Source organism: Streptomyces sp. NPDC055078 (assembly GCF_053607985.1).
On the sequence record NZ_JBSGUP010000195.1, the window covers coordinates 1 to 12,621 of the forward strand.

The following is a 12,621-nucleotide window of genomic DNA, read 5'->3' on the forward strand; positions in this document are numbered from 1 at the left end:
CACCGCCGAGTAAATCTTCACCGAGGTGTAGCCGTGTGTGGGCGGGTCGCATACAGCCGACCGGCCCACTCCGTCCATTCTCGTGCCGCACCAGGGCCCTGGTCACAGCGGGCTTCCGCGTCCCATACCGCTCGGCTCCTCGGGCCGGGTCAATACGCCGTCAGATACACCCGCACGCGGTCACCCGCGCCCTCACTCACATGGATCTCGACGCCTTGAATGTGTTTCCGACGTTCATCGCCGACACACGGCGGACACGCCGTCGCCGACCGAACGCTGTCGAGGTCCTGCGGGGGCGTGAGACCCAGATGTTTGAAGCCGTCACCGCTCAGTGAGGAGAACGCGTCTTCGGCCTTCAGAGGGTGGTCGGGGCGCAGATCGGCGGCGATTGACTCGGCGGTCTTCTCGTCGGTGAGAAAGGCGAGCAGATACACCCTCTCCTGCGGCTGGAGCCGCACGGCGCCTTTCACTTCCGTCGCCCCCTTGGGCACCTGGACTTTCATGAAGGCGGCGGCCTCGGGCGCCCCCGCTCCCTTTTGCCAGGCCGGGTATCGGTCCTTGTCCACAGAGCGTTCACCGGCAGTGCAGCCGGTGAGCAGTAGCCCGGTGGTGAGGATGGTGACCAGGTAGGCGGTGCGGCGTTGCTGGGCTTTACGCCTGTGCGTCATCGGTTCTTCTCCTCGCCCCGCGACACATCGGCGCGCGTGCCTTCACGCCCCGGGTCACCCGGTGCGACGCCAGGAGGAGTGGAGCCGTTGAGATCGTGGGAGTACGCGCTGCTACTTCCTCGCATATCAAACTCCTGGGCGAACCCCACTTTGTGCAGGCGCCCCATGTCCACGTCCGAGATGGTGATTCCGCCGGGCAGGTTGGTCGCCTTGCCCGCGTCCCAGTTGTAGCGGTCCCATACGTTCACCTGGTAGTCGAGTGAGACCTTGGGGGCGCCGCCGTCCGTGCCCGGTGTGACCGTGACCATCCCGGAGACGTTCTGTGCGTGGGACCCGACCGCGTGGAACCACTCGCCACTCCTCAGAGTGCGGTGCTCGGCGTCGCTCTCGACCGGTACGGCCACGGGCCTGTCTCCTCCGGCCCTTTGGAACTCGTCCAATGCCTTCTGCCGCCAGGCGTCCTGTCCGCGCGCCAGATGCTCCCGCTCGATTTCTGACCGGAACCCGGAATCGTCGTGCAGCATCCGGTCCACGTCGAGTTTCAGGGGTTCGCCGGTGGCTCGGAGGTAGTGCTCCATATTGCGTGATGCCCCGACTTCCCCTTTGATATCTCCGGCTGTCGCAATACCGAGAGCCTGGGCGTGGAGCCAGATATCCCGTGCCGTGGGCTTCTCCACATCGAACTCCCCCGACCCAGGATCAGGCGAAGTCCACTCGTACTGCGGGTCCATGATCCCCGCCGCCCGCAGTTCGTCGCCGCGTTCCTGGAGCAGTACGCCCCGCGTCGCCGGAGCCAGGCCCCGCCACCAGTCCGCGACCTTGGCGCGGTCCGATGGCATGGCGGCGGCTTTGCCGGCCTCCTCCAGGGAGGGGTAGGGGCCCTCGGTCGCCTGGCGGTTGAAGCCGTTGAGGGTGCCGTCGAAGAAATCGGTGTCGAGGACGGCGGCGGCGAGGGCGAGGCGGATGCCGTCGTCGGCGGCGGTGATCGCCTTAAGGGCCTGGCCGAGGCGTTCGGCCCACTCGGTCACCTTCGCGCGGGCGGCCTCCTGGTAGTCGGGTGTGTGGACGTAGGCGGCGCGCTGGGTGTCGGTGAGGCGTTCGGTGTCGAAGGCGACGACGCCCTGGTCGGAAACGCGCATGCCGTCCTTGACGGCGGCGGCGCGCACCGTGGTGAGGCGGGTGCGGAGGTCGGTGAGCTGGGTGTGGGCGTCGCGCAGGATGGCGGCGACCGCCTTGGCCTCGCGCTGGGCGCCCTGGAACTCCTTGAGTGTCACGTCGAAGCGGGCGTTCGCCGCCTGGGCGGTCAGCCCCAGCCAGGAGGTGCCCAGCGAGATGCCGTGGACCTCCCGCTCGTAGGCGTCCTCCAGTTTCTTGAATCGGCCCGCCATCTCGTCCCACTTGTCGGCGGCGGTGCCGAGGGTGGCCAGGTCGGTGCTCATCGCTTCGTGGTACGTCGGCACGCGTCCCCCTGGAGCCGGTCGTTCACTGGTCGGGGGCGATCCGGGAGCGCCTGGCCAACTGTGCGGCGATGTCGAGTTCGTTGTTGTGGAAGTCGATGGCGGTCCGGCCCAGCAGGCTCTTCTCGGCCGCCAGGCGGTCCAGCAGTGTGCCGACCTGTTTCGCCCAGGTCTCCTGTGCCTTCTTCAGGGCACCGGAGGTGTCCCAGCCGTGGCCGTCGCGGGCCGCGAACTCCTTGACGGCCGCGTTCACGCTCTCCGTGGCGTGCTTGCCGTCGCCGCGGACGCCGGGCTCCAGACGGTCGTTGATCGCCTTGGCCGCCGCCTGCTTCTCCGCCGTACTGGAGGCCAGATCCGGTGTGGTACCGCCGCCGGTACCGCCGCCTCCGCTGTCCGGGGGGAGCTGGTTCAGCCGGGTCGCGGCGGTCCCCCGTTCGGCCGCCTCCGCCTTGATGCGTGTCCATTCGTCCCAGGCCACCGGCCCACCCCCGTAGTACTTTTCGTCCCTTGCTCAAACCTGTGCTCAACCTGTGCTCAAACCTACGTACCCGGGCTCATCAGGCGAAAGGCCCACCCCGGCCAGGGGGACGGCGGGCGTGGCCGGTTCGCGGGTGTGCGGGCCACCTGCGCTGACCCGGGGCCGGGTCGTCCCGTACAACCCGGCTCAGGGCTTCCCGTACACCCGCTCACGTCGCGTTCAGCGCCACCGTCGGATGGACGCGGGAGGCGCGGATGGCCGGGTAGAGGCCCGCGATCACGCCGATGAGGAGGGTGGCGGCCAGGCCGCCGGCCAGGGACCAGGGCGGGACCACCGGCGTCCAGCCCTGGGCGCGGGCGAAGCCGAATGTCGCCGCGGCGCCCAGCAGTGCGCCTGCCGCGCCGCCCAGGGCGGACAGCAGGAGGGACTCGGTGAGGAACTGGAGGCGGATGGCACCCCGGGTCGCGCCCAGGGAGCGGCGGAGGCCGATTTCCTGGCGGCGTTCCAGGACGGAGATGACCATGGTGTTGGCGACGCCCACGCCGCCGACCAGCAGGGCGACCGCGCCCAGGCCGAGCATCAGGGTCGTCAGGCCCTTGTCGGCGGCGGCTCTGGCGGCCAGGGCGTCCGAGGGGCGGGAGATCTTGACGCCGGCCTCGTTGCCGGGGCTGACGGTGCGGGCCAGGACCGCCCGTACGTCTTCCACCGAGGCGTCCGATGAGCGCTCGAAGACGGTGGTCGGATGGCCGTCGAAGCCGAAGTAGCGCTCGGCGGCGGGGAAGCCGACCATGGCCACCCGGTCCAGGTTGGGGGTCAGTTCGAGCGGCTTGAGGATGCCGACGACGACCACGCGTCTGTCGTTCATCACGATCGTCTCGCCGGTACGGGTGATGCCGAGCCGGTCCGCCGCCACCGCGCCGAGGACGGTCACCGGGAGGCGTTCGCGGGCCGGATCCAGCCATACGCCCCTGTCGACCTCGCCGCCGAGCGCGGACAGCAGATCGGTGCGGGCCGCCTGGGTGGTGACGCCTGCGGTGCGCTCCTCAGGGACCACATCGCTGCGGCGGATACGGGCGTCGACTTCGGCGGTGGCCGTGGCGTGCCGCACCGGGCCGACGCGCTCGACCATCGCCACCGCGTTCTTGGGGAGTTTGATGGCCTTCCCCTCGCGGTCGTCGCCCGCCTCGGCGGTGAGCAGATTGGTGCCGAGGCGGTCGAGCTGGGCCATCAGACCCGCGCGGCTCGACTCGGACAGGCCGACGACCGCGACCATGGTGGCAATCCCGATGGCGATACCGAGCGCCGAGAGCACCACGCGCGCGCGACGTGCGCGAAGGCCGACCGCACCGACGCGGAGGATGTCGCGGAGGGAGAGACGGGCGGGCTTGAGGTCGCTCCTCATGAACCTGCCTCTTCTGCCGTACGGGAGCCGGCCACTTCGGGGTGTGGCCCGGCCACTTCCGGGCGTGGCGCCGCCTCGCTCCGGCGGGACCCGGCCTCGTGCCCGCAGGCCCCGGCCTCTTCCCGCCGAGCCCCAGAGCGCCCGCCCGCCCATGAGTCCGCGACGATCTCGCCGTCCTTGAAGCGGACCCGGCGCGGCAGCGAGTCCGCGATCTCGTTGTCGTGCGTGATCACGCAGATGGTGGTGCCTGTGGCGTTCAGCTCGTGCAGCAGCTTCATGACGATCTCGCCGGACGCGGTGTCCAGCGCCCCGGTCGGTTCGTCCGCCAGCAGCAGCCGGGGGTCGCCCACCAGGGCGCGGGCGATCGCCACGCGCTGCTTCTCGCCGCCGGACAGCTCGTTCAGGGTATGCGAGTACCGGTGGTCGAGCCGCACCTTGGCGAGCGCCTCCCGGGCCTGTCTGCGCCGCTCCCGCAGCGGGACGCCCGCGTACAGCAGCCCGTCGGCGACGTTGTCCACCGCGTCGCGCCCCACCGCCAGGTGGAAGTGCTGGAACACAAAGCCGATGTGGCGGGCGCGCAGGGCGGAGAGCCGGGAGTCGGAGAGCCGGGACACCTCGTATCCGGCGACCCGGACGGTGCCCGTGGTGGGCTTGTCGAGGGTGCCCACCACGTTCAGCATGGTGGACTTTCCGGAGCCGGACGGGCCCACGACGGCGAGAAGTTCGCCCGCTTCGACGGTGAGGTTCACGCCGCGCAGGGCGTGGACACCGCCGGGGTACGACTTGGTGACGTCCCGTACGTCGATCACCGGGCCGGATGAGAGCGGTGCGGAGTCCGAGAGGACCGACGCCGGGTCGGACGCGCGCGTCATGACGTCGCCACTCCGACCTTCATGCCCTCGCGCACATCCGGGCCCGAGACCTCGATCTGCCCGTCGGCGGCCATGCCCGTCTCCACCCGCACCATCTTCGATGTGGTGCCCTGGACGACCTGGAGGCCGTAGCCGCCGTTCTCGCCGCGCAGGGCGACAACCGCCTCGACGGGGACCGCGAGGACTCCCCTGCGCGCCTCGCTGACGAACTTCACGCTCGCCGACGCCTTGGCGTCCTCGCCGGACGCGGCGCCCGCCCCGCCGTTCAGGACGACCTCGACGGTGATCTCCTCCTGGGCGCCGCCGCCCCCGCCGCCCCCGGACGCGGGTTCCTCGGGGCGTACGGTCCCGGCGACCTTGCCCGCCGCCGTCTTCCCGCTCGGCAGGGTGACCTCGACCCTGGTTCCCGGTGAGGTGAGCGCGCCGTCGGTCTGCTCCAGCCGCGCCCGTACGACGGGCTTGGTGGAGGCGATCGTCAGAACGGTCTCGTCCGGGCCGACCTGGTCGGCGAGCGCCGCTTCGGCCGAGGCCACCTTGACCTCGCCCGGCTGGAAGACGACATCGCCCCTGCCGACCCGGCCGGTGGTGTCGCGATTCAGGGACTTCTGCCACCGCTTGACGGCGGCCTCGGTGTCCTTGTCGTACCGGATGTCGGCGTACAGCTCCGATCCGAACCCCAGGTCGCGCAGATTGCGCTCCAGCTGGAGTACGTCACTGCCCCGGTCGCCCGCCTTCATCTCACGGAACATGGGGACGGGGCCGTAGAGGAGGGTGACCGGCTTGTCGTTCAGCTCGTACAGCGCCTGTCCCCTGCGCAGCGTCTTCCCTTCGGACGCGGCCACCGTCACGGTGCCTTCGACGGCGGACTTCACGGGGCGGTGCTGCGCGAAGTCGAGTTTGCCGTCGACCGTCTTGGACCGCACGAGGTCGGTACGTACGACGGTCGCGGTGGCGGGCGGCAGGTCGCCGACGCGCCCGGCGGGGCCCGTGTCCCCGCCGTCACCGCCGTCGCCGCCGTCGCCGAGGAACAGGACGCCCCCGGTGACGGCTGCGGCGACGGTCACCGCGCCGAGTGTGAGAAGGGTGGTGCGGCGCTTCACTGCATGCCGTCCAGACCGTCGAGCAGCTTCGTCTCGCACGCCTCGCGGGCCTGCTTGTACGCCGGTGAGTCCGTGTCGATGGTCGGGGAGGCCGGGTTGGGGTCGCCGCCCGGCACGGCGTTACCGCCGCTCATGACGGGGTTGGTGAACCGGGAGACGCCGTTGTCCCGCATGCACTTGGCGTGCGCGAGCATCGACTCGTAGGACTTCTGCTGGTCGCGCTTGGGCTCGGCCGCCATGGCGGCCTGGAGTTCGTTGACGCAGACGTTGTTCTTGCCCGCCTTGATGCCGTCGTTGCGGCCCGGCTGGGCGCCGATCTCGTTGACTTTCGACCAGTCGAGATGGCCGCTGAGCTTGGGATCCGGGTAGTCCTGGTAGCCGCCCTTGGCGCGCATGCACTGGACGAACTTCAGCTGCGCGTCGTAGAAGGCGCTCTTTCCGGCGGGCGTGCCGGGGGCGCTGTCGCTCTTCGCGGGCTTCGAGCCCGCCGAGGTGGACGAGGTGTCCGGTACATCGGCGATGCCGTGGTTCTTCGCGCCGCTCGCGTCGTCGTCACCGCTGCCGCAGGCCGCCACCGCGAAGACGAGGACGGGGATCGCGGCCAGCGCGGTCAGGCGGCGCCGCCGGGCGGAGGTGCGGGAGGCCGTCTTCGAACCGGGGGAGGTCGTCTTCGGGGCGCGGAGGGCCGTCTTCGAGGTGCGGAAAGGCGTGCGTGAGTCGCGGAGGGCCGTCTTCGAGGTCATGCCCGAAACCTTCGCCACGCCACGTGATGGCCCCTCCATGGCCACATGATGAGCACGTAACAATGCCCCCGACCTGGACATCCATCGTCTGCCGGGGCGGCGGAGCAGCGGTCGCCGTGCCCATAATCGACCGCATGCCGCATGTACTGCTCATCGAGGACGACGCGTCCGTACGGGACGGAATGGAGTTGGTGCTGCGCCGGCACGGGTACGCCGTCGACACGGCGGCCACCGGTGAGGAAGCCCTCGCCCTGCTGGACGGCACCGGCGGGGGGAAGGTCGAACTGGCCGTACTGGACCTGATGCTGCCGGGCATGGACGGCTTCGAGGTGTGCCGCCGTATCCGCGCCAGGACCACCACCCTGCCGGTGATCATGCTGACCGCGCGCGGCGACGACCAGGACATCGTGCGGGGTCTTGAGGCGGGCGCCGACGACTATGTGGTCAAACCGGTCACCGCGCCCGTACTGGAAGCACGCATCCGGGCCGCGCTGCGGCGGGCCGAACCGTCCGGGCAGGCACGGGGGCCGGACGCGGGCTTCGCCGGGCTGGTGATCGACCGCGCCGGGCTGACCGTCACCAAGCACGGCGGCCCGATCGCGCTGCCGCCCACCGAACTGCGGCTGCTGCTGGAGCTTTCGGCCTCCCCCGGCCGGGTCTTCAGCCGGGAGCAGCTCCTCGAATCCGTCTGGGACCACACGTTCCTGGGCGACTCGCGGCTGGTGGACGCGGCGGTCGGACGGCTGCGGGCCAAGCTGGAGGACGTACCGGCGAAGCCGAAGTACGTACAGACGGTGCGGGGCTTCGGCTACCGCTTCGGGCCGCTGTGAGGCGTACGAGGCGTATGCGAGGCATGAGGCGTACGGGTGAAGGCGCTGACGGAGGCTCGGGCTCGGGCAAGGGTGAAGGCCCGGGCAGGCGCGAGCGCAAGCGCACGGGCTCGGGGGCAGGCGGGCCCGCCGCCGGCCCGGCGCGGCGCTCCCGGCGGCTCACCGGCGGACTGCGCGTCCGGCTCGTCGTCGCCTTCGTCGTCGTCGCCCTCGTCAGCGCGGTGACCGCGACCGCCCTCGCCTACCGGGACGCCCGCACCGCCGTCCTCCAGCGCACCCAGAACGCCGCCGTGGACGATCTCCGGGAGCGGGTCGCCACGGTCGCCGCCGACTTCGACATACCGCCCGACCAGCGGTCGCTGTCCCGGTTCGCCGAGGAGGTCTCGGAGGGCGTGGGCGTCGGCGACCGTACGGTGGTGGCGCGCTTCGAGGATCTCGTCGCCGTATCCGACACATACGCCGATACGGAGAGCCGGATCACGCCCGAGCTGCGCGCCGCCGTACGCGCCGGGGGCGGGGCCCGGTTCCAGCGGGTGATGTGGCGGGGCGAGCCCTATCTGGTCGTCGGGTTGCCCGTGACGTACAGCGACGGCGACCGCCGTGACTCCGGTCTGGAAGTCTTCGCGATCAGCGATCTGGGGGCCGAGAGCGACGACACCGCCGCCCTGCTGGACTCCGTACGGGCGGGCATCGTGCCGGTGGTGCTGCTGGCCGCCGTCCTGGCGCTGCTGGCCGCGGGAACGGTCCTTCGTCCCGTACGGAAGCTGGGCCGGGCCACCCGCGAACTGGCGGCCGGTGACCTCGGCAGCCGGGTCGCCGTCACCGGGCACGACGAACTGTCCGATCTGGCGAGGACGTTCAACGAGACCGCCGACGCGCTCCAGGCTTCCGACGCGGAACTGCGCGAGCAGGAGGCGAAGGCACGCCGCTTCGTGGCGGACGTGTCGCACGAACTGCGGACGCCCCTGGCGGCGATGACGATGGTGGCGACCGTCCTGGAGGAGGACGCCGACCAGCTCCCGCCGGACGCGGCGCGGGCCGCCCGTACCGTCGGCGCGGAGACGGAGCGCCTGTCCCGGCTGGTCGAGGACCTGATGGAGATCTCCCGCTTCGACGCCAAGGCCGCACGGCTGAACGCGGCCGAGACCGACCTCGCCGACACCGTACGGGCGTCGCTGGCACTGCGCGGCTGGACGGACCGGGTGCGGCTGGACCTCCCTGAGGGCGTCCGGGCGGTGGTCGACCGGCGCCGCCTCGATGTGATCGTCGCGAATCTGGTGGGCAACGCGCTGCGGCACGGGGCCCCGCCGGTCACCGTGACCCTGGAAGTCGCCCTCAGGGCGGACGAGGAGTGGGTGACGCTGGTGGTCGCCGACCATGGTCCCGGGCTGCCGCCGGAAGCGCGGGAGCGGGTCTTCGACCGGTTCTACAAGGCGGACGCGGCCCGCACGCGCGACGCGGCCGACGACCGCGGGCAGGGCAGCGGGCAGGGCAGCGGGCTCGGCATGGCGATCGCGCTGGAGAACGCGCGGCTGCACGGCGGCACGATCGAGGTGGCCGACGTATCCGATACGGGCGCCGTGGCCGACGTGGCCGACGTATCCGATACGGGCGCCGTGGCCGACGTGGCCGACGTATCCGATACGGCCCACATGGGCGCCGTGGCCGACGCAACGGCCGACGCAACGGCCGATGCGCGCGATGGATCGCGGCGCGGCGCGGTGTTCACCCTGCGGCTGCCCCTGCGACGTACGAGAGAAGGCACGGAGTGAAGGTCAGGCAGTGGGGCGTGATCGCCGTCCTGGGGGTCGCCCTGATGGGCTGCGGTGTCCAGCCGACCGGCGTGGTCGACGCGGGCGAGCCCGCGTCCGGGCTGACGCGCGGCGTACGGCTGTACTACGTGTCCGCGAGCGGGCTGCGCGGAGTGCCCCTGCTCGACGAGGAGATCAAGGACCTCGGCTCGGTGGTGAAACTGCTGCACGCCCAGGTACCGCTCGCCGAACAGAGCGCCGGGCTCACCTCCCTCGTCCAGCTCGGCGGCTACTCGGTGGCCGGGAAGGGCACCCGCGTCACGGTGCGCCTCGAAGAGCCCTACGCGGCGACGGGGCGCGACCAGGGCACGGGCCAGCTCGTGTGCACGCTGGCGCGCGCCCAGTCCGTACTCGACCCGAAGGTCAGAGCCGACGACGTCGAAGTCACCCTGCGCCCGCCCGAGGGCGACGTACTGGGTCCGTACCGGTGTGGGGAGTTCCTCGACGGGTGAGGCGGCAGGTGAGGCAACGGATGGTGAGGCGGGCGGGTTCGTGACAGCCCGCAGGGGGGCCGCTACTCGCCGATGTGCTGCACCGGTTGGCGCAGGACGGTCCGCAGTTTCTCGGGCGCGGTCCTGCGGGGGTCACTGAGGTAGATCTCATGGTGCAGGCCCGCTTCCCGCAGGCCGTTGGCGGCGAGGTAGGGGTGGTGGAGTTCGTGCAGCGCGGCGGCCTCGTCGTCGTAGAGGCAGCTGCGCCGTCCGAGCTGTCCGGGACATCTCAGCGCCAGTAGATCAAGACCCGCCGGCGTTCGAGGCATTCGGCCCGACGCCCGGCGACCGCGCCCACGCCCCCCAACACCCCCGCGCGCCCCGGTCGGATGAACTGTGCACACACTCCGAGGCAACCCAGCATGTCGATAATCCGTCTAGTTGTTCGCGAACGGGTCTGACCAGCCCGTTCGCCCCAGAACACACCACAGCACGCAGATGGCGGCAGCCAACGCCCGCCCGCTGCGGGGGGAAGCGGACGGAGCACACACCCACGTGAACGACGGACTTGTTCCTGCCCGGATGACGGCTGCCCGCATCAGCGAGGAGCCCGACGACCGGCCGGGCCGCAAACGCCGTAAACCCACCCGTCGCACCCTCCTCGGGGTGCTCACCGCGCTCGGGGCGACCGTCGGGGCCGGGGCGCTCAACGGGTGCTCCGTGCCCGCGCCACAGCGGGCGATACCCGCGGCGGATCCGGCACCGGGCATGCGCATCGCGCGCTCGCGGCGGGCGCAGCTGATGCAGATAGTCGCGCACCCGGACGACGATCTGTACTTCATGAACCCGGACACCCAGCGGATGCTCGACGGCGGGGTGCCTCTCGTCTCCGTGTACGTCACGGCGGGCGAGCACACCGGAAAGAACCACGTCCCCGGGCAGCGCACCGCGCACGCGGACCCCCCGGCCTACTCTTCCGCCCGCCACCAGGGGCTGCGGCAGGCGTACGCGACCCTCATCGGGCTCGACAAGTTCACCCCCTGGACCAAGGGCGTCGTCTCCCTGCGGCGCGACCACCTCGCCGAGATCAACACGCTGACCAACGGCAACCGCAGGGTCGAGCTGATCTTCCTCAATCTGCCGATGCACACGCGCCGCCGCTGGATGGCGCTGCCCAGCCTCTGGGCGGACCGGGCGCTGGGCCTGCACACCGTGCTCGCCAAGGAGTCCCCGCTGCGCAGGACCGTCGGCTACGACTACGACGAGCTGATAGACGTCCTCGTGGGGCTGATGGACCAGTACCGGCCCACCGTGATCCAGACCCTGGACCCCGACCCGGACATGCAGCACAGCGACGAGCGGACCCGCAGGCGGGACAGCGAGCAGCCCGGGTACTCGGACCACGGCGACCACACTGCCGTCGCGTCCTTCAGCTGGGCGGCGATGGTGCGCTGGGTGGCGGAGGCGACGGCCGACGGCGGACAGGTGCCCGGGTTCGTCACCAACGCCTTCCGGGGCTACTACAACCGGCACTGGCCCAAGAACCTCCCGCCGCAGGTCCTTAAGGAGAAGGCCGGCCATCTGGTGCCCTACGGCGGCGCCCCAGACTGGGACTGCGGCAACGCGTCCGGCTGCGGTGACTACAGCGTCGGCGGAGACCGTCCGCTGACGAACCGCAAGGGGTGGGTGCGCTCCACCGTCCACCGCTATCCGGGCGCCGGGACCGCCGTCGGCGTCGAACCGGACAAGCGGCTCGCCGCGTACGGGGTACTGGGGCTGCGCGCGGTGCGCTGGCGGGAGAGCAGGCCCGGCAGCGGGGAGTGGGGCGCCCCGGACGATCTGGGGGGCGGCCCGCTCGCGCCCGCGCTCGGCTCGGCGGTCCTCCCGGACGGGCGGCAGCTGCTGTTCGGGCTGCGGTTCGCCGAACTCGGCGGGCGGGGCGCCCCGAACCGGCGGGAGATAGTGCTCCTGGAACAGCGGGCACCCGGCGGGGAGTTCCTGGCCTGGAGCGGGCTCGGCAACCCGGAGCGCGACGACGACCGGGGCCGCCGTATCGGTGTGCCGGTCGCGGTGACCGCCCCGGACGGCCGGGTGCATCTCTTCGTACGCGACTCAGGTCGCGGCATCAGTACGCGGGTACGGGCCCAGGACGGGCGCTGGGACGGCTGGCGGGAACTCGGCGGCGACGAGGTGCAGGACGGTCTCTCGGCGGTCGTGGACGGCGCGGGTCTGGTCCATGTGTTCGCGGCCGGACGCGGTTCCGTGCACCACTGGGCGCAGGACACCCCCGCGGGTGATGTGGCGCTGGTGGCGGACAGCGCGACTCGGCGGCCGGGGGAGCCGGTCGCCGCGGTGGTGGCCCCCGACGGCGGCGTACAGCTCTACTACCGGGGCCCCGCCGCCGCCGCGATCACTTCCGTACGGCCCGACGGCACCCGCGGCCGGCGGATACGGCTGTTCGGCTACGGCCCCGTGCGCGCGGCCACGACCCCGAACGGCCCGGCGCTGCTCAGCCGGGATCTGCGCGGGCGGATGCAGCTGCTCGTACGGGGGGCGACGCTGACGCGCACTCAGGGCACCGTGCCGGTGGACACCCCCACCATGCTGTCGGGCTCCTACGGCGCCACGGCGGTCGGCATGGGCGCGGACGCGCACCCCTGGATCTGGCGCCCGGAGGCCCGCACGGGCGCCCGGCACTCAGCCCGTAAGGCATGACGCGGGCCCATCCCACGGCGGCGGGCCCATTCCGCACGGAGAGCCGAAACGGAGAGCCGAAACGAAGACGCCGAAACGGAGAGCCGAAGAGGCCCCACACCCGAAGGTGTGGGG

General features: G+C 71.6%; 12 protein-coding genes. 4 read left to right on the top strand and 8 right to left on the bottom strand.

All coding sequences use genetic code 11. From position 1 onward, the window contains the following. Positions 1-149: 149 nt before the first annotated feature. The 7 genes from ACWF94_RS18220 to ACWF94_RS18250 form a co-directional block, all read right to left on the bottom strand. Positions 150-668 (bottom strand): hypothetical protein, encoded by a 519-nt coding sequence (locus ACWF94_RS18220; protein ID WP_453488812.1) that lies wholly within the window; start codon positions 666-668, stop codon positions 150-152. After that, positions 665-2,107, bottom strand: a complete 1,443-nt coding sequence (locus tag ACWF94_RS18225) for a hypothetical protein (RefSeq protein ID WP_453488815.1) — start codon at positions 2,105-2,107, stop codon at positions 665-667. Before ACWF94_RS18225 ends, ACWF94_RS18220 begins: the two co-directional genes overlap by 4 nt. 43 nt (positions 2,108-2,150) lie before the next feature. Next, a complete protein-coding gene (locus ACWF94_RS18230) occupies positions 2,151-2,603 on the bottom strand; it encodes a hypothetical protein (RefSeq protein ID WP_453488818.1) in 453 nt (150 codons plus the stop codon). A gap of 208 nt (positions 2,604-2,811) precedes the next feature. Then, positions 2,812-4,005, bottom strand: coding sequence for an ABC transporter permease (locus tag ACWF94_RS18235; protein ID WP_453488820.1), 1,194 nt, complete (start codon positions 4,003-4,005; stop codon positions 2,812-2,814). Next, a complete protein-coding gene (locus tag ACWF94_RS18240; RefSeq protein ID WP_453488823.1) occupies positions 4,002-4,877 on the bottom strand; it encodes an ABC transporter ATP-binding protein in 876 nt (291 codons plus the stop codon). The genes ACWF94_RS18235 and ACWF94_RS18240 overlap by 4 nt, the downstream gene beginning before the upstream one ends. Continuing rightward, entirely contained in the window at positions 4,874-5,977 is a 1,104-nt protein-coding gene (locus ACWF94_RS18245) for a peptidoglycan-binding protein (protein WP_453488825.1), read from the bottom strand. Before ACWF94_RS18245 ends, ACWF94_RS18240 begins: the two co-directional genes overlap by 4 nt. Next, positions 5,974-6,720 carry a hypothetical protein gene (locus ACWF94_RS18250; RefSeq protein WP_453488828.1) on the bottom strand — a complete coding sequence of 249 codons (747 nt, stop codon included), beginning with the start codon at positions 6,718-6,720 and terminating at the stop codon, positions 5,974-5,976. Before ACWF94_RS18250 ends, ACWF94_RS18245 begins: the two co-directional genes overlap by 4 nt. 134 nt (positions 6,721-6,854) lie before the next feature. Between ACWF94_RS18250 and ACWF94_RS18255 the strand changes: the two genes are divergently transcribed. Genes ACWF94_RS18255 through ACWF94_RS18265 form a run of 3 tightly spaced genes read left to right on the top strand, consistent with a single transcriptional unit; the run spans position 6,855 to position 9,813 of the window. Next, the gene (locus ACWF94_RS18255; RefSeq protein WP_453488831.1) at positions 6,855-7,550 is read left to right on the top strand and encodes a response regulator transcription factor; all 696 of its coding nucleotides are present in this window, start codon (positions 6,855-6,857) and stop codon (positions 7,548-7,550) included. A 23-nt stretch (positions 7,551-7,573) separates the two neighbouring features. Beyond that, positions 7,574-9,322: an ATP-binding protein gene (locus ACWF94_RS18260; protein ID WP_453488834.1), complete on the top strand. Its 1,749-nt coding sequence runs from the start codon at positions 7,574-7,576 to the stop codon at positions 9,320-9,322. Next, positions 9,319-9,813: a GerMN domain-containing protein gene (locus ACWF94_RS18265; RefSeq protein WP_453488837.1), complete on the top strand. Its 495-nt coding sequence runs from the start codon at positions 9,319-9,321 to the stop codon at positions 9,811-9,813. Before ACWF94_RS18260 ends, ACWF94_RS18265 begins: the two co-directional genes overlap by 4 nt. A 62-nt stretch (positions 9,814-9,875) precedes the next feature. Here ACWF94_RS18265 and ACWF94_RS18270 read toward each other — a convergent pair whose 3' ends face one another. Beyond that, positions 9,876-10,121 carry a GyrI-like domain-containing protein gene (locus ACWF94_RS18270; protein ID WP_453488839.1) on the bottom strand — a complete coding sequence of 82 codons (246 nt, stop codon included), beginning with the start codon at positions 10,119-10,121 and terminating at the stop codon, positions 9,876-9,878. 253 nt (positions 10,122-10,374) lie between these two features. Between ACWF94_RS18270 and ACWF94_RS18275 the strand changes: the two genes are divergently transcribed. Next, the gene (locus ACWF94_RS18275; protein ID WP_453488843.1) at positions 10,375-12,507 is read left to right on the top strand and encodes a PIG-L family deacetylase; all 2,133 of its coding nucleotides are present in this window, start codon (positions 10,375-10,377) and stop codon (positions 12,505-12,507) included. Positions 12,508-12,621: the final 114 nt, after the last annotated feature.